The sequence below is a fragment of the Planctomicrobium limosum genome (assembly GCF_051465645.1).
Taxonomy (GTDB): Bacteria; Planctomycetota; Planctomycetia; order Planctomycetales; family Planctomycetaceae; genus Planctomicrobium.
The window spans coordinates 3,987,463-4,011,674 of record NZ_CP195790.1 but is presented as its reverse complement, the minus strand read 5'-3'; the positions used below and the strand labels follow the sequence as shown (position 1 = coordinate 4,011,674).

The window sequence follows — 24,212 nt, the reverse complement described above, 5'->3', positions numbered from 1 at the left end:
TCTTTTGAATATCGTGGCCTACTTTCGATTGCCTGGTGCAGTCCATGTGTCTTTTGGCATGTTTGGTCTGAAAGTCGATGTTTGTGTGCATCAGTGTTTAGATAATCCTGTTGAAATATCCGAAATGTCAGTTAGCAAGTAGGAAATAGCTTGAACACGTTTAAGGGAATGTTACTACCCAAAATGTCAACTTTTTCGAAGGTGGCATTGTTAACTGGATTGTTGTTTGTTTTTCTAGGCGCTTTGGTGTCAGTCAAGTCTTATCTATTTTATAAGAAGATAGAGTCTTGCTTTGATGGTCATGATGACTACATTGTTACATTTAATTCTAGGATGTCAGGGTTAAGGAAGGTGAACATTTCTATTCACCCTTCATTTTTAATAAACACAACCGTCGGCAGGTTTCTTGGGGGCGTGATTGGCAGTGTTGAACAGATTTGGCTTATCTCTCCGTCGTTAGAATCTCAGCGTTTGGTTTCTTCGTTTTCAACTCTTGACGGAATCGGAATTCGGGGCAACACGGAGGTTGATTTTAATTCGTGTGAGCGCATTGGAAATATGCCGCTTAAGATTCTTCATCTTACCTCCAGCGGCATCAATGACCGACAATTCAGAAGCCTAACAAAAGGAGGAGAAATAGAAGATTTGGTATTATCCGACGAGAGGAATCTAACGGCCAATGGCTTTTCAGCGATATCGAAGCTTAGAGGGCTTCGCTGGGTGACGTTAACTGAACTCCCCAATGTGACCAGTCCCGAGTGGATAAGTCTTGTAAGCGACCTGAATGTCGTAGAGTACTTGCATGTGAGTGGATTAACATTCGGTGACGATTCGATTCGTCATATTCCAACCTTGGGGACTCTATCCACTGTTATTCTTTTTGACACTAATGTTACAGATCGTGGTGTTGAGGCTCTTGTTGGCCATCGCGGACTTAAGACAATTGCATTTCGCAATGGAAAAATGTCGTTTTCTGGAATAAAATTACTTAGTAATCTTCCAGATCTTGGCGAACTGGCAATCTCAGGCGTTCCGCTAAGCCCCCAAGAGATTGACGAACTGCGTCGCCTCATTCCAAACTGTAAGATTACTATATACAACGGCGAGTAGAGTTCTGTTCTAGTGGCCGGGTGCTCGGATTGAAGCAGAGGTTTTTGAGTGGCGGGGTGGCATTGTTTAGAGGATAAAATCGGGTGCCATGTTCATGTCGCGCCAGCAGCATGAGTATGCGAACGGAGGAAGGATGTGAATCTGGTGATGACGAATTTCGATTCCAGTTCACATCGCAAGCATTGCCGACGCTTCGTCGATGATGACACCACGCATCTGGTGGAGTACGAGTATCTGGGGCAAGGCTCCTTCGTGGTCGCGGGGAATCCTCAGCCGGATCTGCAATGGACCCTCGCCAGCCTGACCGGGACGGATGATCCCGACACCGGGGACATCTATGCGGGATTGGATCGATTCGGGCGGATCAAGGACTGCCGCTGGTACAACACCGGCACCAGCAGTGATGCTGTGCGACTGAAGTATGGCTATGACCGCGCCAGCAACCGGATCTGGCGGCAGGATGATGTGGCACGTTCACTGAGTAAGGGCTTTGACGAACTGTATGCCTATGATGGTCTGCAGCGTCTGAAGACGATGCAACGCGGCCTGCTCAATGGCAGCCATGACGCGATCTCCAGTCCGACCTACGGTCAGTGCTGGAACCTGGACGCCACCGAGAACTGGACCGGGATGAAGCAGGCGGAAGGGGGAGCAAGCTGGACGTTGGAACAGGCCCGCACCGCCAACCCTGTCAATGAGATCACCAGCATCACGAATGCGGTCGGCCCGACATGGGCGGAGCCTGCTTATGATCCCGCCGGGAACATGACGGCCATCCCGCAGTCCGCCGATCCGGAAACCAGCTTCACGGCGACCTGGGATGCCTGGAACCGGTTGGTCAAACTACTGGACGACGACACGGCTGAGACTATTGCCGAATACCTGTATGACGTCACCAATCGCCGCATCCTGAAAAAGCTCTATGCCTCCGGAGTGCTGGACCAGACCCGGCACATCTACCTCTCCAGCAGCAATCAGGTGCTCGAAGAACGGGTGGATGCAGCGACCGCGGCGTCCATGCAGAATGTCTGGGGGCTGATGTACATCGATGGCCTTGTCTTGCGGGACCGGGACACCGATGGAAATGGCATCCTCGACGAACGCCGCTATTGCCTGCAGGACGGTAACTGGAACGCCGTAGTTCTGGTCGACACCAGCGGTGACGTCACCCAGCGGTTCTGCTACCAGCCGTTCGGAACCTGTGAGTTTCTGGAGGCGACGTACTCCCCGGGAACAAACGAGGCCGAATGGGTAACACTGTTCACTGGAAGGGAATTGGATCGCGAAAGCGGATTGTACTACTTCCGGGCGCGGTATTTGAGTAGTGATATTGGAATATTTACTGGACGTGACCTACTTCAATATTTTTCTGGTCGGAATTTATACTTCACATATTTTATACCGTCAAACTTAGACCCAACCGGTATGGCCCCTATAATTCCAGTTTGCGGATGCGCTGCAGCGGCAGCCTCACGTGTAGGCTCGGAATTGATACAGTCGCAACAACCAGCAGGAGATGAGCCTGCCTCCGGAACAAAACATCGAGACAAGGAATGCAACTGCAAGATTCAGCTTAAACTTATTTGTCGAACAATGCCATCAGATCCAACTGGGATATTTCTTCATTGCTTTATTGCTGCACTCAACACTGAGACATGGACGTACTCTGAAGCCGTCTCCGGAATGAGAGATGATGTGAAAGACAGTGTCACATACAATAGGACTGTGTATTCCGTAATTGCCGGAGTGCCTGACTGGGATTTAACTGAAATAACTCCGGATGGCTCAGATGGAGAACAGTGGCACAAAGAATACTTCTTTCGTCCGGCAGTAGGTCCCGGATTGAGATACAAAGACAACTGTGACTGGATTAAGTGTGCATCCGATTACGCAAGAGAAATATCTGGACAATTTGGGTACAATCAATACTACGACAATAGCAACACATTTATCACAAGAGTCATTCGCCACTGTGGAGGAAGCGTGTTCTTTCCGGTTTACGCAATTGGTTCTACGAGCCTTCGCGGGTCGTCCCACTAAGTTTGTTCAAAAAAACAAGAAGAGACAATGGAATGAAATCACACATGGTGTGGTACAACGTGTCTTGTTCGTTAGTGTTTGTTCTAGTATTGGTTGTGTCCGCTTGTGTCTACTATTTGTCTACCCATCCAATCGGTGACACCGTGTCGATGGCGAGATCGCAGATTCTTAAGAACCTTATAGAAAAAGATGGCAAATATGTTATTCGGAAATTTTTCCAGAACGGAAATGTTATGTGTGAAAAGGAGTATGTCATAAGTGACACTGGAGTTCCGATTCAAAGCGGCATTGCGACTTATTGGAATCTCGATGGCACTATAGATAAACAGGTTTTGTGGAAAGATGGGGTTTGCCTGGGGCCAGTCATGTAGGCTGTGTCTCGACCTCAATGTTCCCCCCACATTCTTTGAGTTGGGGTTGTCATTTTGACAACGTTGGATCGTTGTTTTTGCCGGGTGCCCTGTTTGTGACGGGGATTTTGGGTGCCGGGTGCCCCAGTTGAGGTGGAGATTTTGAGTGCCACTGCTCTGCGAGCAGTGCGAATGCAGAGAGGGTGATTTGATCGAGCCAACCTCACAACGCGAACAGCGGATCAGGAAATTGAATCATGATCAGCAACACGCCTCACTCAACATTCGGCACCGCTCGCAGAGCGGTGCCACGCAATCTTTCATTGTCCCGGGCACCCGGCCGTATAACGGTCCGCGGGAGTTGCCATGAACGATCGCTGGAATGAAAGATTGTCCTCAATCCGTGTTTTGCGTGACATTGGATTAACGCCGCATTGGTGGGAAGTTCAGCGAGATCCCATCTATGAGGAGATTGAGAATGTTGAAATAAATGGTAGGTTGGTTTTTCAAGAGATTCTCCCAAACAGTCTAACCAGAGTTGGAGAGGATTTTGAAATCTATATTGCCTGGAAGTATGACGGTCATTATTGGTCGAATTGTCTTGTGGTCTACGTAATAGGCAATTTGGTTTTGTGGATATTTGAGTTCAGGTGTGCTTCACAGATCGATACAATATTCACCTTCAATCGTCACGATTATGAATGTGAAGTTCGTTCGACACTTCCATCAGGATGTTCGCGTCCATTGTCCGAAGAGCACTTGAGACGGTTTTTTGAATGTGCTCGTTTCCCTCGTCCCGATAGTGCCCTTTATTTGACGGAAAGCCATTCAACTAGCCAATCCCCACATAGTGCACTTCGCAATTTGAACGAATGGTGGGACCGCATGTCCCGCGATGATTCACCGCTGCAGGAGGCAAACGCCGATTGCATTGACCAGAAATCACGGGTTTCGATTGGACTCGACATCCCGGGATTTCCGGAGTGTCAGTTTGAGGTTGGTCTTGACCAATCCGGCGAGAAGGTTTTGCGACTTCTCGCGTATCCTTGGTTTCCGATTGCTCTAAAGATTGACGACGATTTTCCTTGGTCGGCCGGGTACTCCAGCTGAGGTGGAGATTTTGAGTGGGCGAGGTGGCATTGTTGAAGGCGAAATGGGTGGCATGTTCGCATTGCGTCGGCAGGGCGAATATGAATCGACGTTCTCCGATCTTCCTTGTGATTCGGAGATTCAGTTAGCCAACAGTTGCCGCAGGGATTACTTCCTATCAGGAGTGGAGTCGTGACGTCTGTAACCGAACTCTCTTCACTCGACGACTTGCTCGATCATGCCCGTTCGAGCCGTTGGCGGGGGACGTTAGTCTCACCGACTCATCGGGGGCGAGTGCGGAATGCAACGTGCGGAGACGAAGTGTCACTGGAACTGGAGATTGTCGCGGATCGAGTTGAGAAAATTCGCTTTCAGGGCCGAGGCTGCTTCCTGAGTCAGGCGACGGCATCCCTGTTGTGTGAACGGGTCTCTGGGGCGCATCTGGATGCTCTCAGGAGCCAGACGCCGAGCGAGTTGCTGGGATTTCATCCGAACCAGCTGAGCACCAATCGTCAACGCTGTTGCCTGCTCGCCGTTGAAGCCTGGCAACAGGTGTTAAGAGAATTGAAATAGCCGCGTTCCTTCACCATTCGACGGAATTGAGGGGAGTTCATGCTGAGTGCGATTGCCGTGATTGGTCACCCCAGCCGGTTAGGGGGGGCGGATACGGAACTGGATCATCAAATTCACTGCTGGCAGGCGATGGGTTTGACCGTTCATATCTGCCCGACAGGACCGTTGGACGCCAACCTCAAAGGGATGCGGCTGGAGCAGCGGGGCTGTGTGTACCACACCCCCAATGACTGGGCTTCACTGGAAGGACTGCATTGTCTTTCGTTCTGTAATGGGGATTTCCTGAAACACCTGCCGCAGATCGCACGTTATGCCCGTTCGACGAGTTTCGTGAACTGCATGTCCTGGAACTTCGACAAGGAAGTCGAGATGCAGGAACGGGGCGTCCTGGATTTTCATCTCTACCAGACACAACACGCGTTCGAGAAAGTCAGCCAGAAGCTGCATGGCAAGGGGACCTATCGTCCGGTCTTCTTCCAGCCGTACTTTCATGCCGCCGAGTTCCCGTTTATCGACGACCGTCCGCAGGACAAGTTTCGTTTTGGTCGGATCTCCCGTGATGACGCTGACAAATTTGGCAGTGAGCAGCTTTGGATCTATGAGACGATGACAGCCCCGGTCCTCAAGGAAGGACTGATTCTCGGCTGGGGCTCCAAGGTCGAAGCCAAGTTTGGACGCAGGCCGGAAAGCTACATTCAAACACTGCCGGCGGGTGGACTCAGCCAGCGAGCGTTCTACGCGCAGTGCGAAGCGGTCATCATGACGACCGACACCTTTGAGAACCTGCCCCGTGTCGGGTTCGAAGCGATGGCCTCCGGTTCGATCCTGATCGTGGACAACCGGGGAGGTTGGCAACTTGAAGTGGAAGACGGCGTCACCGGCTGGCTCTGCCGGGACAATCGGGAATTCGTCTACAAGGCCTCCCGCTGTGCCTTCGAAGCAGAAGAACGGAACAGCATGCGGATGGCGGCCAGAAAACGGCTGGAACAGAACTGGGGACTACAAGCGGCGATGGATTCCTGGGCACAGGTCTTCGCCCAATGGGAGCGTTTTGATCGACAGGAAACTCTGCCGATCTCGGTTGCAGGTTAACGCGGTGTTACGTCCCCGTTTTGAGGTGTGTCGTGACATCAACTCCATTGCGAGCGTTCGCGTCATGTCCCGGCCTTAATTTTTGACCAGCCAATCGATTTTCACTTGCTCAGGAGTCACCCAAGACGATGAAGCTCGCCGCACTCTGCTGCACCTACCTGCGTCCCCATACGCTGGGACAGCTCATCGAGAGCTTTCTGCGGCAGGACTATCCGGCACGACATCGAGAATTAATCATACTTGATGATGCGGGGCAGTATCGAAATCAGGAAGGAGATGGCTGGCGGTTGATCTCCATTGCCCGGCGATTTCGCACATTGGGAGAGAAACGCAATGCCTGTGCTGCACTGGCCTCGCCGGATGTGGAAGGGTTTCTCGTTGCCGATGATGATGATATTTATCTTCCCCACTGGTTTTCGACGCAGGCGCAGGCTCTGAAACAGGCAGAGTGGTCCCGTCCGAGTCTGGTGCTGTCTGAAACGGCGACAGGTTTGCGGGAGAGCCCGACGGAGGGACTCTATCATGCCAGCTGGGCTTTTCGCCGCAAGGCCTTTGATCGAGTCCGGGGCTATGGCCCTGTGAACAACGGAGAAGATCAGGAGTTCGCTGCCCGGCTGGTTCAGGCCGGTGTCAAAATCTGCGATCCCTGTCAGTTTGCTCCTCCGTTCTTTCTCGTCCGATACCACAATCAGTCTTATCATGTCAGTGACCTGGATGATCGCGGATATGCGGCCCTGCAACGGCAAGTGGGCAAACCCCAGGAGACGGTTCATATTCATTGGCCCAAAAATTTTACCGAGCTGCCGGTGCAGAGATGGTACTCGTTTGGCCCAGCCGTGAATTCCTCCGATGGGGGCCGACCTGTAGAACTGATTGGTCCGGTTCACGGGGCTGGAGCAAACGGTCCCCAGAATGGCATGAGTGCCCTGCAGGCTGCACTCAGAAAACGGATCGACTCAGGGCTCGACTGGTTGTCCATTCGTCCGTTGCCCGCCAGTCAAGGAGCGTTGCCCTGGTTCTGGAACTGGGGTGATCGCAGCTATGCTGCTTGGTGGGCTCGGCAGGGAGAGCCCTTCGTTCAGGGGCCGAACATGCTGTTCATGGATTCGCACTCCCCCCGGATCGATGCTGACGAATGCACGTTGTTGGATGCTCCCTCCTGCAGGGCGATGTTCTGTCATAGTGCCTGGTATCGAGACCACATTGCCGCCCATCGTCGCGCGACGAATGTGTCCCCCATTGAGCTCTGGCCCTATCCGATATCTCCCTGGCCTGGAGAACCCTTGCCAGCGAAATATGACCTGCTGATCTATGCCAAGAATGGGCACCGCCCGCAATTACTGGAACATCTCGCGACTCTTTATCCACGACATCTCCAGATCCATTATGGTCATTATCAGCGGGAACAGTTGTTTCAGGCAGCGAGACAGTCACGCGCTTGCGCCTATCTGGCGGATGATGATCATGGACCTCTCGCGCTGCAGGAAATCCTGCTGGCCGGGTGCCCGACGGTTGGAGTCCGGACGGCGGCTGCTTTCGTGCAGTCTGGAGAAAATGGATTCCTCGTCCGACGACTTCCTCCCGGGGCCTCCTGCATTCAGACCGAAGACGATGGCAGTGCGCTGGCAGAATACCTGCTGGCCATCACTCAGGCTCAGGCCCTCGATCGCCACCAGATTCGAGCCATGGCAGTCGAACGATTTTCCACAGAACGGATCGTCGACACCGTGTTAAGAGCACTCAATCGAGCCCGAGTGATCGGATAATCGACATCAACGAAGGGCGCAGCCATTCACCCCCATGTATTCAAGAGTGGAATTGATGCACTGGTCTCCCGCCAATCCAAATTCTCCGCCTCTCCCATCGTCCGAAGATTCCGGGATCCAGCCACGGGCTGCCCCTCCACTTGAGGGAGAGACTCGCATTGCCCCCGTGACGTTGGTCAGGTCGGCGGCACAGCGTCTTCCTTCCCCTCTGGTCTCAGGTCCGGTTTCAGAGGAACTAACAGAAGGCATTCCTCGGCCGCAGAGTTCAGTCTCCTTGAAAATCAAGGAACAAACGCCGTGGAAATGGTCGGTGGGTGTCACGACAGCTCCCCGCGAGCTGCCGACTTTAGAGCGGACGTTGCACAGTCTTGCAAATGCAGGGTGGGAGTCTCCGCATCTCTTTGCAGAGCCAGACTGCGTCGTCCCCGACGGGTTTCCTGTCACGCGACGAGGCATCCGACTGGGAGCCTGGCCGAACTGGTACTTAGCCCTTTCTGAACTGGTCCTGAAAGATCCTCTGGCAGACGCCTATTTTCTTATTCAGGACGATGTTTTGTTCTCTCGCAACTGCAGAGCGTTTCTGGAAGGGACTCTCTGGCCCTCCGGGCGGCTTGGTGTTGTCTCCCTCTATTGTCCGTCGATCTATCATGCAGATAAAGGCCTCCACAATTTGGGCCCACATGATGTCACTGAAGGTTTTGGGCTGGTCGGAGCTCTCACCTTTATTTTCACACCAGAGGCGGCGAGGGCGATATTGCTCGACACTTCGGTTGCGGATCATCGGTTGAAAGGGCGGCGCAAAGGGCTGTGCAACATTGACGCTGTTGTTGGAAGGTGGGCGTTGGAGAACGAGCGTCGTGTTTGTTACTACGCACCATCCCTGGCGGCTCACATCGGCGCAACGTCTTCGATTTGGCCAAATCAGGAACCGCGATTCAGCCGAACCAGTCAGAGCTTCCTTGGTGAACAATTTGATGCAAGGGAGCTCTTGCCGTGACTGCGATTTGCAAAAATTTGGAGATCCATGTCGCTCACAGTTGTAACCTGACCTGTGAAAGCTGTGCGCACTTCAGCAATCAGGCTCATACGGGACTGTTGTCCCTGAAAACAGCCGAAGACTGGTATCGAATCTGGTCTCCTCGACTTCGTCCCGAGCAGTTTTCTCTCTTGGGGGGCGAACCGACGCTGAACAAAGATCTTGCGCAGCTTGTCCTGCTGACAAGGCAATACTGGAGAGACTCCCATATTATCCTCGTGACCAATGGTTTTCTCCTGCCACGTCATGATCCCCAACTCCCCTTGGCGTTAGCTCAGGCGAATGTGTCACTGCATCTCTCAATTCACTTCGATTCCGTCGAATATGAACAGCGTTTGGCTCCAGCAAAAGCGCTTGTGGAGGATTGGATCCAGCAATATCAGATCAAAGTCCATTGGCGGCCTTCGGAAGGAACCTGGACGCGCCGCTATCACGGCTGGGGTCCGGAAATGACTCCCTTTTCCGATCGTGATCAACGGGCTTCCTGGAATCATTGCCGAGCCAGGTGGTGTGTTCAGCTGCACGAGGGGATGCTTTGGAAATGCCCACCGCTTGCTTATCTGGGACTGCAGCAGAAGCGGCACGGGTTGCGGCCGGAATGGAACCGGTATCTCAACTATCAACCGTTATCCGAAACATGCACAGATAATGAGTTGGCAGAATTTCTGGCTCGTGAAGACGAACCCTCTTGCGAGATGTGTCCTGCCAAACCTAAGCAATTCTTTCTGCAATCACCTCTGGTGCCCGTTGGTACGTTGCTTCGCACAACAGCATCTCCGGCCTCATACCAGAATGAGCTCAAGGAACCGTCATAATCGCAATGCCCCACCTCGATTGGATGCGGACCCCGGTCACTTCTCCGTTCGGCATCCCAATAGAAATTCACTCGGCATCATGAATCGAATTACCGCATTGCTCACGGTTTACCGTCGTCCTTACACACTGCAACGCCAACTTCAGGCCATTCGATGCCAAAGTCTTCCTCCAGACGCTCTCTGGTGCTTTGTGCAGGAGCCGTCACTGGAGCTGTCTCAGGAGATTCATTGCAGCGGGTTCGACCGGGTCATCGAATGTACTCCGAACAGCTTCTATCATTTTCGTTTTGCGGTTGCCTTGGCGGCTCAGACGGATTTTGTTGCCATCTTTGATGACGATGCCATTCCCGGTTCACGTTGGTTTGAAAATTGCCTGCGGACGTTCTCTCACTCACCTGGCATTCTGGGGACACACGGTACGCGGTTAAAGGGGATACAGAATTCCCAGGATTATCGTCACCGCGAACGACTAGGCTGGATTTCCCCCTCAGACTTCACTCAAGAAGTCGATTATGTGGGACAAGTTTGGTTCACGAAGCCGGAATGGCTCCGATTTCTCTTCGCAGATCGACTGGCAACGGATCGTAATGGCGAAGATATTGAGCTGTCGGCACGGGCATGGCGACTGGCCGGAATCCCCAGTTACTGCCCACCGCATCCGTTCAATGAAACTGAATTGTGGGGATGCCAGGACAACGTACTCAATCAGGATGAAAATGCCAGCAGTCGGCGGCCGACCTGGGCTGCCGAGCGAATGGCGATCATCCAAACAGAAATCTCTGCAGGTTGGCGACTCACCTCGATGCGATAGTCAGCGGGGTAAAGAAGGAGACAAAATAGTCCGAAACGCCTGCCCGTTCTCGCCACGCGGAAATGAGTCTTTCATCAATCGAAACACGCACTGCGCGGGCACTGGAAAGAGCAACTTGTCCTCAATCCAACCCGATAGATCACGAGACATTTGACCGTGTGTCGGCGACTGCCGTTACCGCCCCTCACTCCAGGCAGGACAAATCATCTTCTGTTGCGTCGACAGCATCAGTGCCCGCAGCAGCATACTTCACTGCGAATCGACTACCGGCGGGCGATGGCTGTCTGCAATCGCGGTGACCGGCCTTGATCCATCAATAAAGCCTTCGCTCCAGTTTAACAAAACACCAATAACTCTATGGATAATAAAATGCGATTTGGCTGCTACGACAGCATCGATCACTCTCCGAAAACCACCGGACGAAGTGCAAGAGGAGTTTGGTTCATCTGCAAAAACTCAACCAACTTGCATAACAAACAAGTACAATTGGTACCGCCGTTTCGATCGATCTCGACTTGGCCCTAAGATTTTCCAACGCCGCAGGATGGCCGATTTACTAGTTCGCTCAAGATTCATCTTTCAGCAGAACGATTGCCATCGTCGACTTATTTAAGAAAGACTATCCTGAAACCCTGAGCAAACATCACGCTTCTCGCCATCCTGAACGCGATCTCATCGCGGAAGCAAGGATGCGTGCCGATCATGGGATGACCAGACGAACTTCCTACGGATCGATCAGATGCCTGCAGATGACTCCGAAAAACTGGAAGAATCTAATACGGTTGCTGATTGCAGTAGATGATGGAAGACCGAAAAGATCGGTCATTCCATTTTGGAGGCGACGAGATGCATTCAACGTCGATCACCCGACAGTTGCTCTATCAAAGAGTGTGGTCGGAACCAATGCGACAACTGGCCAGGGAGTTCGGAATCTCCGACGTCGGCCTGGCCAAGGTTTGTCGGAAACACAAGATCCCCTGCCCGCCTCGCGGGTATTGGGCAAAAAAGTCGGCAGGGCAAACTCCTCATCAGGTTCCGTTGCCCGATCCGGAAGCAGACCAGACGATTGAGATCCATCGGTCGGATGCCGGTAGCACTTTGAGCAAAGATCTTGAAGAGGAAGTCGCCCGGCTTGAGGGTAATCGTATTTCCATCGAGTTACGTGATCATTTGCGGGGAGCGCATCCCCTCATCGAACAGGCTCGAGAGCAGTTTCAGATCGCAGAGCGAACTTCCGAAGGGATTTTGGTTCTCCCTCAAGACGCTGCACTGGAACTGCGGGTCTCAAAGGGGCAACTGCGACGCGCCTTGCTGCTCATGGATGCCGTGCTCCGCGCTTTGGAACATCAAAATCATCAGGTTCTTCCTGGACCCACTGTAACTCTTCTGGGCATCTCTGTCCGTTTCGAAATTGTGGAAGAAATGGAAACGCTTCGTGAGGAAGAGGACGATGTTGCCGATGGCGAATCTTACCACTTCCGGCACAGTCATTTTCGGGCCAAACGGGTTCCTTCAGGACGCCTGGCTTTCAAAATTGCGGATGCGGGACGTTACTGGCTGCAAGGCTGCCGCCAGACGTGGCGAGACACTCCAAAGCGTTTATTGGAAACCTGTCTGGAACAGGTCATTGCCGGCCTGATGATCGTTGCAGCCAGGATCAAGCAACACGAAGAAGAAACCCGGCGCAAGGAAGAGGCTCAACGAGAGGCGGTAAAACGGCGGCAAGAACTGGCGGAACAGCGGGCCTTAAAACGTGCCGCCATTCAGGCAGAACGTACCCGACTCGACGCCCTCCTAGAGGAGGCCAAACGATGGGAGCAAAGTCGGAATCTGAGAAAATACATTCAGGCCGTCCGTGAAAAGGTGCTGTTGACGGGTCAGGACATCCAGACCGACGCAACGCTGAATGACTGGATCGTATGGGCTTCTACCCATGCGGATCGATTGGACCCATTGACAGAAAGTCCACCGAGTCTCCTTGATGAATTCGTAGAAGAAGAGGCAGGCCATGGCCGAGGTTACATCCCGAGGTGGTAAGAAAGCCTCCAAAACACCTCCGACGGAAGCCGAAATTCAAATCCGAGTTCTGACCGAACTTTGCCGCGAAGGGAAGTTGTTTGCCGTTCAGGAATGGATCGCCGCTGGCAAACCGGTTAATCCCCCTCCTGCGACTCGCAAAGGGATTCAGCCTCAAACTCCCCTTGAGATTGCCTTCGAACGGGGTTTTCACAGCCTGGTTGAAGTGTTGCTGAAAGGAGGAGCCGACATTCAGGCCGACAAATGGAACGGTCCCATGGATCGGGTCCTGAAATTGCGGCGGCTGGATCTGGTCCAACTCCTTGTAGCACACGGTTACGATCCCAAAGCGATCCGCATGCGAGACGTCTTTGAAACCTGGGATCCGGAAATCATGGAGTTCTTCATCGACCGTGGGGCTGATGTGAAAACGGATTATCCCGTCGCAGAGGCGCTCAAAAATCGGATCCGAACCGTTCTACGCATCTTGAAACGCTACGGCGAACAATTTCCCCATCTGCAGAAACAGGCGAATATCGCTCTCCGGCACCATTGTCGCGAAGGGGATTCGAAATGGGTGTCATTGCTCCTCTGGGCCGGGGCCGACCCTTACGACGAGAGTTCAGACTGGCCTGACGACGGGGAAGAACACGATGAAGGAACGGCGGCACTGGTCTACGCTGCTCTGCATCGACATTTCCAGATTTTCAATCTTCGAGGGATTCTACTTCAGCCAGATCATCCTGTGTTGCAACAGGTCTTAAAGTGGTCTGCCAGTTGTGAGGAAGGTCTCCCACTGGTCAGCAAACTATTGAAAATCGGGGTCTCTCCCAATGACCAAGAAAATGGGGGCTGTTCGGCAATCCAGTCCTATCTTCAATATCTCTCCTGGGGAACGACGTTCAACATCGATGGTGAGTACCAACGCCAGAATCGAGACATCGACGACGACCGTGCCCGACAGCACATGAAAGGGATTTTTCTTCTGGCGAAAGCGGGAGCTCGCTGGCAGCCTGTCGATTCCGGTCAAATCACGGAGGCCCGACGCTCATTGGTCAAAATGATTCCAGATTACACGCTGGAATTCATCTGGATCATGGGAAAGTTCCAGACCTGTTCCAAAGAGGACATTCTGAACTTACTGAGAACTTCGCGAATGAAACTGCACCTGAACAAGCATCAGCCTCGTCTCCGCGAATTACTTGAAAAATGGAACGAGAATCCTCAACAGGGCAAAAGACAGAGAGAACACAATCGAAGTGGGCCCAATTCTAGATCACTGACCAAATCACAGCGTTCACCATCTTCGCGCTGACCATGCCGATGTGGAACGTCCCCTGAATGAGGCTCACACTCTCCGTCTTTGGGTCGGTGTGCAGAGGAATCCACGGCGAGGAATTTGCCTACGTCAAGCGGCTCGACCCGAGGCGGGTCTGGATCTGAATCTTGAAACCGCTGGTTTGGAGCTGAAAATCGGCGATGGCCCACGTGGACGATTCAGCGGCAGCATCAAAAATCTGTGGATCGACTGGAAATAACAGTGTGCAAGATGAGCGAGTCAGCGAAGCCCGGTGCTCGCCAAGGGAGATCAGCGATGGACTGAAAAATTGCTTGCTTGTGTCTCACACGATGCTGGGTTTTCGATAATACGAATGCACTCCCGCCAACGAACCGACTTCGCAAGCCCGGAAGGAACCACTTTGTTTAGATTCTCAGTCCATCGCAATGCAATCTTCGCAAAACGATCATTTATGCACCCTGCCGCGTCTGTTCAATTGCCATTCCCTTTTGGCAGTCGAGCGGCTGGGCCAGTCTTTTGAGGAAACTGATCAGCAAGTTTGACCATCCCGTCCAATTCCACCGTCAAGTCAGTACGTTTCCCATCTGCTGCACGGAGTTTCGCAACGATATTTTCACTGAGAGCTCGCAATTGGAGAAAGGCTTCACGGTGCCTCCCAACGGGACGGTCGTCATGCTGCAACTCTTGAACGATGGGAGCTAAATGTATACTTGGATCACCTTTCCGGGCTGCATTGCAATTCGTCTCGACCATGACACGAAGATTTTGCAGATACAATTCACTGTTTTGTGAATGGTCCGTGAACGGCAGTTCTTGCCTTCCGCATCCGCACATCAACAGCGTTAACAAACAGATCGTAAGGGGACTGCGATATTTCATGATAATTATCTCCAGAATACTGAAACCTGTCCCTTTCATGCCCTTTGAACTGCATTGGCCAGCGAGCGAATTTCATTACGGCTCACAGGCTGGTTGATTCAAAAATCTCGACCGTCCACAGCTTGATGACGGTTGGCACCTTGTTGCTGATGATTAAGAGTGTATTAATGTCATATTGGCCGTGCTCTCAGGCGGCGAGTAGCATTTCATAATCGAAACGCGTGCTGCGCGAGCCCAGCCCAGAGCAACTTGCTCTAATTGAGAAGCATGATGAAATTTGCATTGTCATACATGCTTCCGAAAACTCATTGATGGCTACATCAAAAAGGCTCAAAACTCTCCCAACAAAGCCCCATCCTCAATGCTCAGCAGATTCCCCCAGGTCGTGACACTGATGGAATCATTGATGAATCGAACCGAGCCATCGCCCAGGTTGACGAACACCCCGCCGACATGCATGCTGCGAGCGGTCTGAGATGCTTGATTTGCACGGTAAGCCAGGCATCGCAGGTTGCGGTCAGAATTGTCGGCACTGCAATATGACGGGCGATCCATCTTTGAATTATCCAGTGCGTTCCCGTTGGGTGTCAGCGCAATGAACGGAACATCTTCAACATCATCTGGATAGTAGCTTTGCCCACAGACAAAGGAGCCCGGAGAGAATGACCAGGTTCCCCGAACATCGCCATCACTCTTTCCCTGGATGATCTCAGCCAGAAAGACCGTATTGGACAGGCCATCGGTAACATCGCGTAGCTGAGCACCATAGTACATGTGTGCGCGGAACGGTCCGCGAAGGCCAGCTGTTCGCCAGATCGTTCCCGACCAGGGATTACCAAGCCCGAAGTTGGCCGCATAATTCCCCTTGGCTTTGGGAGCCCAGTTGTTAATCGGGTGGACCCATGATTGGCCGGGGGAGTCGCTTGGACATTGCAAGGCGACCAGTGGCATCGCACAAAGGGCTGCATTCACTCCTTTGCGTCCTTCGACGTTGAAGTCGTACTGGTTGTAAATGGCCCCCTGATCGATATAGGGAAGAATCCGGGTGACCCAGTTTGTTCCCCAGTCGTTGTTAGAACCGTTATCGATGGAGCTACCATTGGGGCGGGTCCCGCCCGGGGGGAGGCGGCCAGTGGTATCCACATAATTATGAAGGGCGAGTCCGAGTTGCTTGAGATTATTCCGGCACTGCGACCGACGAGCTGCTTCACGTGCCTGCTGCACAGCGGGTAACAGCAGGGCCACCAAAACCCCGATGATCGCAATTACGACTAACAATTCAATGAGTGTGAAGCCAGGTCTTTCAGAACGAAATAGCATTTCATTTCCTTTCAGAAAATAGCAATGACGATCACAATGTGGCGATGTTACTTGGAATTACTTTGTCCCCGGAGTCGAGGGGCATGTCGACTCTTCCTGTCAGCATCTTCGCCATTCAGCGAAGAGGAAAAGTTGGTTTGAAAGGGCAGTCATGGTTTGCCATTTCATTTATGGGATAAGATGTTTCGTGATGAGAAAAACCCGGCTCGCTGTGTGGCGCTAGAAAGCCTGAGAAACCCCAACCTGTTCTATAAACCGGCTTTTTCCCATGGCCCGGTAATGGCGACGGTCACTCCGGGAGTCTGCAGATTTGCAAACAGCCAGCGGCCATCTGGACTGAAGGTCGCGCCACACCATTCCTGTTTGCGAAAGTCTCCTTCAAATCGCTCATAATCGCCGGCTTTCAGAATCATATTGTTGGCGGCGAGGTTAAAGATCTCACCAGCAGGTGTCAGTCCGTGTAACCGCTGCGGTTCATGATCACCATCTTCACAGAGCACGATTCCTCCGCGCGGACTGACCGTAATGTTGTCCGGTGAATCAAGCACTTCTGTGCTGGGGGATTCAAAAATCAGCGTGATTGTTTCATCCTTAGGGGAGTAACGAAAGACCTGCCCGTCGCGCGCGTTCCCCCCCGATGTCGAGACAATGAAGATGGAGTCGTTTCCATACCAGCAGCCTTCAAGTCTTGCAAAAGCGGTTCCTTCCTGAATTTTACCTTGAGTGAAAACGCCGCTGCCATCGGTTGTTCCCGGTGTGTGAGCGCGAGTGGGATCTGCAATGTCAACCCAGGTCACTTTCAATGGCTCACCCACAGAGACTCCGCGTTTGAGTGTCAAATGCCCGGCGACTCGCATCATTTGTAACCGTCCACCTGCTACGAGTTGGGCAGTTTGGTTCGGAATAAAACGATAAAACCCAGCATTTCCCGCATCTTCGGTTTGATAAATGAATCCGGTGGCTGGATCGACGGCGAGGGCTTCGTGAACGAATCGCCCCATATCCATCAACGGGACCGGCATTTCAACCTGCGTATGAGGAACTTCAAAAACGAATCCATGGTCCTTTTGATACAGATAGTTACGCCCGCTTTCATCTTGCCTGCCGGGCCCCACGACGGTTTCTTCGCAACTCAGCCAGGTTCCCCAGGGAGTGACTCCGCCAGCACAGTTACGGGCTGTCCCGATCAGGCTGGTCCAGGACTTGAGCCACTTTCCGGCAGCAACATCAAACTGCAGATTGGTACATCCTCCCAAGGCATGGCTGTCGTAAGGTATTCCTTGTGAACTAAATGGTTTCCGAGAGTCGCTCGACTCGTGGTTGCGAACGAGCGTGACCACGTCACCGTCAATACGGATGACTCCCATTCCATCGTGATTGCCGGGAGTTGGAGTGCCATCGGACATGAGGTCTCCCTTCCAGCTAAATGAGATGTAGCGAAACCCCTCCGGCAACTGGAGCAACTCTAACCCGGTCAGCTGATCACGAACCGGGCTAAGTGGTCCAAACCCGGCAGGCGGCGCAGCCGCCTGAGCTCGACGACTGAATGCAGAGAAACTGGCCGGGACTGCCCAAGAGCCGATGGCGGCTGCGGAACATCCAAGAAGACTTCGTCGGGAAATACGAGGTTCTGTAGACATTGCTCGGGGCTTTCTGTGTCGTCATTCATTCAAAGGGAAGGCCGGATTTTGCTCTTTGCTGGTGGAGATGGTCTCAGCCTCCGATAAAGAATTTGTAAGGAACTGGTGAGTTATGGCGAAAGATCTCCGGGAGACATTAAATCTCAATGGCGGCGAGAAAATGGAGTTCCCCACGGATGGTGGCCGTTGGGTTAAGCCCTGATTGTTCCCAGTGAGGTGAGCATTGCCTGTCGCAGAGTCGTCGTATTTTTAACGCTGAGTTCAACCAGCAGACCCTCGTTGTAACGAGTGCGTGCCTAGACAAGCGTGGCTTTCCGCGGTTCCAATTCTTTTAGAGCATGCTGCTCTTGCCTGTGCCCGCACAGCGAGTGTTTCATTTAATGAAACGCAACTCTCCACGCGGCGGAACGCGGTCTGTACGAAAAGGAAGCGATCTAATCGTAACCGTTCACGGACTGGAGTTTGGTCTTTCGTGAATTGGCGAAATCGGCGACACCATGGGCATGTCGCTGAAGATCACAGAAGATCTGATTGCCCGTCAATCGCCTGATCGCGTTCACCGCCACGCTGCTGGCTCATTTTCGACAGGACAAACGCCGGGCGGCTCTCTTCATCAGCACGGTGCTGAACATTCCCTGCTGCCCTCGCTGACCGTCAAGCATCAGCGTATCGCACCCAAGCGTTGCGGAACACGTACGGCGAACTGGTTCAGGAGTTGCTTTCGCAACTCCATCTGAATGGCGATGAGTCCCCCACGAAGCAGGGAACACTCAACAGCTGGCTGTGGACGTTCGTGGCGAAGCACTTCACCGTGTTCGCCCTGAGAGGAAGCCGGGCAGCCACGACGCTTCATGAACTTCTGGGCAAGACTTTCTCCGGTGTGATGAGTTACGATCGGGCGAAGATGTACTGGCAGTGTGGCAAACTGCAATGGTGCTGGGCCCATCTGAAACGGGATATTCAGGCGTTGATTGAACACTCGGACCATCAGGTGAAACGCCTGGGCCATGACCTGCTGCGGCAGGCCAAAGAGCTGTTCGGGCAGTGGGCTCGCTATCGGGACGGAACGATTTCCCGAACACGACTCAAACAGGTTCTTTCGCCGGTTCGCGACAAAGTGAACGCGTTGCTGCTGCTGCGCGGACATGGAACGAATGTCGATGGCATGTGCCAAGAACTTTACAACCATCGCCAATGGTTATGGACGTTCCTGGACAGGGACGGAGTCTAGCCGACCAACAACACGGCCGAGCGGAGCCTGCGACATGCTGTCATTTGGAGGAAGCTGAGCTTCGGCACGCAAAGCGAGAACGGCAGCCGGTTCGTGGAAACCCTCTTGAGCGTGATCGAAACCTGCCGCCAGCAAGGGAAAAACGTCCTCAGCTACGTCACCAACGCTGTCACCGCCCACTTCACCGGGACACCACAACCATCACTCCTCACCGGGGTGTGAACGGTTACCCATGTTACAAATGCGTTATTAAATTTCAAAACGAACAAAGGGCTTCGATCAAATCCAACAAAGACCTGAATGTCATTTCTGCTATCCCAGCTTCTGGAGATGTCCAATCCTTGGGATTTGTCGCGATTGCAGAACTGCAATGGCTCACTTCTGATCGTGGAATGCAGTCTGCCAAACGAGCCTCTTCGAATAAATTCGAAGTGTGTTACAACCGACTCGCAAGTACTCATCTTTAAACTACCAGTCACCGCCCCAGTTCGCAGAGGCCGCATAACCACCCCAGCTCCCACCATCCGTGGAGAACTCCAGGTTCACGCATTATTGGAGCCACTCTCGTAGCGGCCAGCGAGTCGTCAAACGCAAGACGATGTCTTGCCGCCTGACTCGTTCTGTTCAAGCCGTTGAAGTTGACAACAGTGGAATTCAATGGTCAGAAAACTCCTCTTGGACTTGAAACGCTCTATGAGTCAATAAGAGGCGTCGTCCACCGTTGCATCAACACGGTTGTGCGACTGGTGTAGAGAGCAGTGTGCCGCCTTGTTGAACCAACCAACGCTTGCTGAATTGCACAGTCGAGCGATCATCACAATGGGGGTGTGATTCTCTGTTTTCTGAACTACAGAGGGGCTGAAACAAAAGCATGGATTAACTCAACGATAGCAGACAATGCAACTGAAGAAATCCGAAAAGCAGCATTGGCCATCTACATAATTACGCAGCGCCGGTCCATCTGAGATTCCTCATGGGGCTCAAGGCTCGAGACGGACGTTTGTAAATTCCACAAATTCTGGCAATTTTGGGGAGGATCTCGCCAAGAACCAGTCTTGATCTGCCGATATGAAACCGGTAGTGTTCACATGTTCCGGTGTATTTAGGCTGTCATCTTCTGTTCAACTGAGGATATGGGGTGGAATTCCCAGACCTCAACGTCATTGAAACTCTCACTTACCTGCTACCCGGCTTCGTAGCAGCTTGGGTCTTTTACGGTCTCACCGCCCATCCCAAGAAAACACCATTTGAGCGTGCCGTTCAAGCTCTAATCTTCACGGCATTCATCCAGCCGATCACTATCGGGCTCCGAGAGCTTTTCTTTTGGATTGGCACCAATCCGCATTATGCATGGGGCACTTGGACTCGCGACACTTTCTTTGCTGTCTCCACAGTCGTGGGATTTCTTCTTGGGCTTGTCATGTCAATTTGCGCCAACACCAACTTTCCACACAGATGGCTTCCTAGTTGGGTCAGCAAAAGGACAACTGCTCCCTCCGAGTGGCACAGCACATTTCACAAGGAGCAGCGATGGCTCTACCTCAGCCTCAAAGGAGGGCGTCGGCTGTATGGATGGCCTTTCGAGTGGCCTGATCATCCTGATTGTGGTCACTTTGTTCTCGTTGAACCTGAATGGATTTTAGATGACAACACGAGAGTCCCTATTTATACGGCGCATCGACTCCTGATTCCGGTGGGTGAAGTCGAAATGGTCGAGTTTGAATATTGGCCAAACGAATACAAACACTCTGCCTACATCAGAAAGGCCGCAGAAACGGTCCTTGTTCACCTTCATTCAGTTTCAGAAGAGGGCTACCCACCTTCCGATTCGGTTGAACAAAAACAAGCGATCAATCTTCTCAAACAGCGGCAAAATGCGTCCCCAATCGTGCCAACTCCACATATCTCCATCGCTCAAAATGGTTCGTCGCCATCAAAACGTCGGCAGTCTAAATCCAAACGTCGGGGCAGAAAATAACTCCACAAAAAGAGGATTTCATGTCATCAGAAAAGCCGCAGCCCAGTCCGAAAATCGAGACATTTACCGAGTCGTACAATGGGTTTCCCCCGCAAAACACTAAAGCAGCAACAACCTCTCAACCAAGCACAACTTCACCTCCGCCACCTCCCAAGAAGTGAGAGTTTCAATGGGTAGCAAAAAGCCTCAACCTGTCCAACATTTTCCGCTGACGACAAACGGTCAAAATGGCCATCCACAAGGGGGGCACAATGGTAATCCTCCTTCAACCACGAGCGAGGCAAAGCCGACATCTCCACCTCCACCACCAAAGAAAAATTGAGAAAGGCCGATATGACGAAAGAGTATAACACTAGGATTCCAGCAGGCTTTTCTGGCAGAAGCCTCAATGGTGTACCTCCTCGTAATGGAGGTCAGAATGGCAAAACTCCCATTTCAAATCAGGGAAGACCCACATCTCCACCCCCTCCTCCCAAGAAGAAGTAAGGATGACTTCAATGGAAGACAAGAAGCCCTCTCCGCCTGAAAAAATTGAAGGCAGCTTCAATGGTTTGCCTGACAAATATAGCCGCAACGGCAATCCACCTGCTGTCACAAATCAGGTTAAGTCTGTCTCCCCGCCACCTCCACCGAAGAAGAAATGAGTGAGAAATCCCCTGATTTGACTTTCTGTGCAAAGCCGACGAGACCACAGCTTGAGAGCCATCGACTGACAATTCCCCAAATATTGAACATGCTCCACGAGACTCTTCCCGTCTCAACGGAGTTCATCGTCGTCTCCTTGACAGTCCAACTTTGTGTCACCTTCGTTCGATACAATGTTAGCGTGACATTACGCCGAGTCTCATGTGGGTTATCGTCGTCACATCTAAAATATCAAGAAAAACGTGGCATATAAGATGAGACCTTTGGCATAACTCTCAGCCGTCGGTTTTGCCGCCACCACACCCGTTCGGAACGACTCGAAATCGGTTCCGGACGGGTGTTTTTGTTTATGACGCAATTCAGCTTCGTTTTCCTCTCACCCTGAAGGAGGCCACCACGTGTCACACATCGTTCACATTCAAACCGAAGTCCGGGATCCCGTCGCGATCCGCGCTGCGTGTGATCGACTGCAATTACCAGAACCAATCTATGGCGCAGCGCAACTCTTCAGCAGTACCGCGACCGGTTGGCAAGTGCGGCTCCCGGAGTGGCGGTATCCAGTGGTCTGTGATGTGACCACGTCCCGGGTCGCCTACGACAACTTTGAAGGTCGCTGGGGTCGACGGCAGGAGCTCGATCGCTTCCTGCAGGGCTATGCCGTGGAGAAAGCCAAGATCGAAGCGAGGAGAAAGAACTACACCGTCTCCGAGCAATCTCTCGCGGACGGTTCCTTCAAGCTCACCATTCAAACGGGAAGCCACTCTTGAGTCCGTTCATCGAAGTCATCATCGCTCCCGATGGTGCGTCTCGTGTGGAGACGAAAGGTTATTCCGGAAACAGCTGCCGGGAGGCGAGCCAGTTTCTCCAGCAGGCTCTGGGCCGACCAACCCAGGAAACGCTCAAGCCTGAGTTTTATCAGACAAGCGTCGAGGCAGACCCGATCCGCCAGCAAGTCTGAACGTTCTTTCGATTGCGGGAACCTTCTCGGGGCGGTCCCGGGAATTCCATTTCGTCCCTGAAGGACAGGAGAGCCAATGTCACTCACCGAGCGGCTGGGAGAATACATCCGTGCCTGTTTTACCGGTTTATGGATTGAAAGCCATGAACATGCCGATGCCCTCAGCGAGATTGCCCAACTCTGCCAGCAGGAGCAGTGGACCCTGATCACCTGGGATCTCGACCAGGGATTACGCGGGGCGGGAATCGATGTCGGTCTGGCAGGCACAGATCCGCTGTCCGCTATCCGATCCCTCAACTCACGTGTCGCGCCAGACAGCACGACGCTGCTCATCCTGCAGAACTTCCATCGGTTCCTGAATTCGGCCGAGATCATACAGGCCCTGGCTCAGCAGGTCCTGCTCGGCAAACACAACCGGACGATTCTGTTGATTCTCTCGCCGGTTGTGCAGTTACCGGTGGAACTTGAAAAGCTGTTCGTCGTCCTGGAGCACGAACTCCCGGATCGTGCTCAGCTGGAACAGATCGCTCGGGGCATCGCCACGGAAGAACAGGAACTTCCCAGTGGAGCGGAACTGGATGTGATTCTCGATGCCGCCGCAGGGCTGACGCGTCTGGAAGTCGAGAATGCCTTCAGTCTCTCTTTGGTGCGACACGGTCGCATCACCAGCGCGGCGATCTGGGAACTCAAGTCCGGCATGCTGAAGAAGTCGGGACTGCTGGAACTGCACCAGGGAACCGAGACATTTTCGAGCCTGGGGGGATTGGAGTCTCTGAAAACCTTTTGTCAGCAAGCCCTGAGATCGAATCGTCGCCATCCCCTCACACGAGCACGCGGTGTGCTGCTGCTTTCTCCTCCCGGTTGCGGAAAATCCCAGTTCTGCAAATGCCTCGGCAACGAAGTCGGTCGGCCGGTGCTGACGCTGGACGTCGGCAGCCTGCTCGGCTCGCTGGTCGGTCAGTCGGAAGAGAGAACGCGGCAAGCACTCCGCATCATCGATGCGATGGCACCTTGCGTCCTGATGGTAGATGAGGTCGAAAAAGCTTTTGCCGGGGTCAGCGGCAGCAGTGATTCCGGGGTGACATCCCGGATGTTTGGCCGGTTCCTGACGTGGCTCAATGATCACACCTCCGATGTGTTCGTCGTCTGTACGGCAAATGACATCTCGAAACTGCCGCCGGAGTTCTCCCGCAGCGGTCGCTTTGACGCGTTGTTCTTTCTGGATCTCCCGAGTCGGGGTGAGAAGGACGCCATCTGGAATCTCTACCTGCAGCAGTTTGAGATCGAACAAACCCAGAAGAAACCCGTTGATGACCAGTGGACCGGCGCGGAGATCAAGGCATGCTGCCGACTCGCGGCGCTCTTGGAAGTTCCCTTGCTCGACGCCTCCCGGTACATCGTCCCGGTCGCCGTGACCAACGCGGAGAGTGTGGACACGCTGCGGACTTGGGCGAGCGGTCGCTGCCTTTCCGCGAATCAGCCCGGCCTCTATCAGCATGCTCAGAAGACAGCCGGTTCCCGACGGAATGTCAGACGGGATTCCTCACTGAACTGAACGTCAAC

20 protein-coding genes are annotated in these 24,212 nt (G+C 52.9%); 18 read left to right on the top strand and 2 right to left on the bottom strand.

Going from position 1 to position 24,212, the window contains the following annotated elements; genetic code table 11:
* The first annotated feature begins 168 nt into the window (after positions 1-168).
* The 11 genes from SH527x_RS15345 to SH527x_RS15295 all read left to right on the top strand — a co-directional run bounded on the left by SH527x_RS15345 (position 169) and on the right by SH527x_RS15295 (position 14,013).
* The gene (locus tag SH527x_RS15345) at positions 169-1,110 is read left to right on the top strand and encodes a hypothetical protein (RefSeq protein WP_437191560.1); all 942 of its coding nucleotides are present in this window, start codon (positions 169-171) and stop codon (positions 1,108-1,110) included.
* Positions 1,111-1,257: 147 nt separating this feature from the next.
* Complete coding sequence (locus tag SH527x_RS15340) at positions 1,258-3,150, top strand: RHS repeat domain-containing protein (RefSeq protein ID WP_437191559.1); 1,893 nt, start codon at positions 1,258-1,260, stop codon at positions 3,148-3,150.
* 716 nt (positions 3,151-3,866) lie between these two features.
* Positions 3,867-4,610, top strand: a complete 744-nt coding sequence (locus tag SH527x_RS15335; RefSeq protein WP_437191558.1) for a hypothetical protein — start codon at positions 3,867-3,869, stop codon at positions 4,608-4,610.
* Positions 4,611-4,781: 171 nt separating this feature from the next.
* Complete coding sequence (locus SH527x_RS15330; protein WP_437191557.1) at positions 4,782-5,162, top strand: iron-sulfur cluster assembly scaffold protein; 381 nt, start codon at positions 4,782-4,784, stop codon at positions 5,160-5,162.
* Positions 5,163-5,201: 39 nt separating this feature from the next.
* On the top strand, positions 5,202-6,254 hold the full coding sequence (locus SH527x_RS15325; RefSeq protein WP_437191556.1) for a glycosyltransferase: 1,053 nt from the start codon (positions 5,202-5,204) through the stop codon (positions 6,252-6,254).
* Between the two features lie 128 nt (positions 6,255-6,382).
* Positions 6,383-8,020 carry a glycosyltransferase gene (locus tag SH527x_RS15320; protein ID WP_437191555.1) on the top strand — a complete coding sequence of 546 codons (1,638 nt, stop codon included), beginning with the start codon at positions 6,383-6,385 and terminating at the stop codon, positions 8,018-8,020.
* Between the two features lie 310 nt (positions 8,021-8,330).
* Positions 8,331-9,017: a hypothetical protein gene (locus tag SH527x_RS15315; RefSeq protein WP_437191554.1), complete on the top strand. Its 687-nt coding sequence runs from the start codon at positions 8,331-8,333 to the stop codon at positions 9,015-9,017.
* Positions 9,014-9,871 (top strand): radical SAM protein, encoded by an 858-nt coding sequence (locus tag SH527x_RS15310; RefSeq protein WP_437191553.1) that lies wholly within the window; start codon positions 9,014-9,016, stop codon positions 9,869-9,871. Before SH527x_RS15315 ends, SH527x_RS15310 begins: the two co-directional genes overlap by 4 nt.
* A gap of 79 nt (positions 9,872-9,950) precedes the next feature.
* A complete protein-coding gene (locus SH527x_RS15305) occupies positions 9,951-10,682 on the top strand; it encodes a glycosyltransferase family 2 protein (RefSeq protein WP_437191552.1) in 732 nt (243 codons plus the stop codon).
* Positions 10,683-11,528: 846 nt separating this feature from the next.
* Positions 11,529-12,719 (top strand): hypothetical protein, encoded by a 1,191-nt coding sequence (locus tag SH527x_RS15300; protein WP_437191551.1) that lies wholly within the window; start codon positions 11,529-11,531, stop codon positions 12,717-12,719.
* On the top strand, positions 12,691-14,013 hold the full coding sequence (locus SH527x_RS15295; RefSeq protein WP_437191550.1) for an ankyrin repeat domain-containing protein: 1,323 nt from the start codon (positions 12,691-12,693) through the stop codon (positions 14,011-14,013). The genes SH527x_RS15300 and SH527x_RS15295 overlap by 29 nt, the downstream gene beginning before the upstream one ends.
* A gap of 1,194 nt (positions 14,014-15,207) precedes the next feature.
* Here SH527x_RS15295 and SH527x_RS15290 read toward each other — a convergent pair.
* Positions 15,208-16,197, bottom strand: coding sequence for a DUF1559 family PulG-like putative transporter (locus tag SH527x_RS15290; protein WP_437191549.1), 990 nt, complete (start codon positions 16,195-16,197; stop codon positions 15,208-15,210).
* A 248-nt stretch (positions 16,198-16,445) separates the two neighbouring features.
* Positions 16,446-17,837: an alkaline phosphatase PhoX gene (locus SH527x_RS15285; RefSeq protein WP_437191548.1), complete on the bottom strand. Its 1,392-nt coding sequence runs from the start codon at positions 17,835-17,837 to the stop codon at positions 16,446-16,448.
* A 682-nt stretch (positions 17,838-18,519) separates the two neighbouring features.
* On the opposite strand from SH527x_RS15285, the gene SH527x_RS15280 reads away from it, so the two are divergent.
* From SH527x_RS15280 to SH527x_RS15250, 7 genes are all read left to right on the top strand, one after another.
* Complete coding sequence (locus SH527x_RS15280) at positions 18,520-19,068, top strand: IS66 family transposase (RefSeq protein WP_437191547.1); 549 nt, start codon at positions 18,520-18,522, stop codon at positions 19,066-19,068.
* 93 nt (positions 19,069-19,161) lie between these two features.
* Positions 19,162-19,290, top strand: a complete 129-nt coding sequence (locus SH527x_RS15275) for a hypothetical protein (RefSeq protein ID WP_437191546.1) — start codon at positions 19,162-19,164, stop codon at positions 19,288-19,290.
* A 916-nt stretch (positions 19,291-20,206) separates the two neighbouring features.
* Positions 20,207-21,046, top strand: coding sequence for a DUF6338 family protein (locus tag SH527x_RS15270; protein WP_437191545.1), 840 nt, complete (start codon positions 20,207-20,209; stop codon positions 21,044-21,046).
* 488 nt (positions 21,047-21,534) lie between these two features.
* Entirely contained in the window at positions 21,535-21,690 is a 156-nt protein-coding gene (locus tag SH527x_RS15265; protein ID WP_437191544.1) for a hypothetical protein, read from the top strand.
* Between the two features lie 399 nt (positions 21,691-22,089).
* Positions 22,090-22,458, top strand: coding sequence for a DUF1257 domain-containing protein (locus tag SH527x_RS15260; protein ID WP_437191543.1), 369 nt, complete (start codon positions 22,090-22,092; stop codon positions 22,456-22,458).
* The gene (locus SH527x_RS15255) at positions 22,455-22,649 is read left to right on the top strand and encodes a DUF2997 domain-containing protein (RefSeq protein ID WP_437191542.1); all 195 of its coding nucleotides are present in this window, start codon (positions 22,455-22,457) and stop codon (positions 22,647-22,649) included. The genes SH527x_RS15260 and SH527x_RS15255 overlap by 4 nt, the downstream gene beginning before the upstream one ends.
* 76 nt (positions 22,650-22,725) lie before the next feature.
* A complete protein-coding gene (locus tag SH527x_RS15250; protein WP_437191541.1) occupies positions 22,726-24,204 on the top strand; it encodes an AAA family ATPase in 1,479 nt (492 codons plus the stop codon).
* The last annotated feature ends 8 nt before the right edge of the window (positions 24,205-24,212 follow it).

Excerpts from the sequence above, each read along its gene's own strand:
- SH527x_RS15345 (WP_437191560.1), top strand. The coding sequence starts at position 169 with ATGTTACTACCCAAAATGTCAACTTTTTCGAAGGTGGCATTGTTAACT.
- SH527x_RS15340 (WP_437191559.1), top strand. The coding sequence starts at position 1,258 with ATGACGAATTTCGATTCCAGTTCACATCGCAAGCATTGCCGACGCTTC.
- SH527x_RS15335 (WP_437191558.1), top strand. The coding sequence starts at position 3,867 with ATGAACGATCGCTGGAATGAAAGATTGTCCTCAATCCGTGTTTTGCGT.
- SH527x_RS15325 (WP_437191556.1), top strand. The coding sequence starts at position 5,202 with ATGCTGAGTGCGATTGCCGTGATTGGTCACCCCAGCCGGTTAGGGGGG.
- SH527x_RS15320 (WP_437191555.1), top strand. The coding sequence starts at position 6,383 with ATGAAGCTCGCCGCACTCTGCTGCACCTACCTGCGTCCCCATACGCTG.
- SH527x_RS15305 (WP_437191552.1), top strand. The coding sequence starts at position 9,951 with ATGAATCGAATTACCGCATTGCTCACGGTTTACCGTCGTCCTTACACA.
- SH527x_RS15300 (WP_437191551.1), top strand. The coding sequence starts at position 11,529 with ATGCATTCAACGTCGATCACCCGACAGTTGCTCTATCAAAGAGTGTGG.
- SH527x_RS15295 (WP_437191550.1), top strand. The coding sequence starts at position 12,691 with ATGGCCGAGGTTACATCCCGAGGTGGTAAGAAAGCCTCCAAAACACCT.
- SH527x_RS15290 (WP_437191549.1), bottom strand. The coding sequence starts at position 16,197 with ATGCTATTTCGTTCTGAAAGACCTGGCTTCACACTCATTGAATTGTTA.
- SH527x_RS15285 (WP_437191548.1), bottom strand. The coding sequence starts at position 17,837 with ATGTCTACAGAACCTCGTATTTCCCGACGAAGTCTTCTTGGATGTTCC.
- SH527x_RS15265 (WP_437191544.1), top strand. The coding sequence starts at position 21,535 with ATGACTTCAATGGAAGACAAGAAGCCCTCTCCGCCTGAAAAAATTGAA.
- SH527x_RS15250 (WP_437191541.1), top strand. The coding sequence starts at position 22,726 with ATGTCACTCACCGAGCGGCTGGGAGAATACATCCGTGCCTGTTTTACC.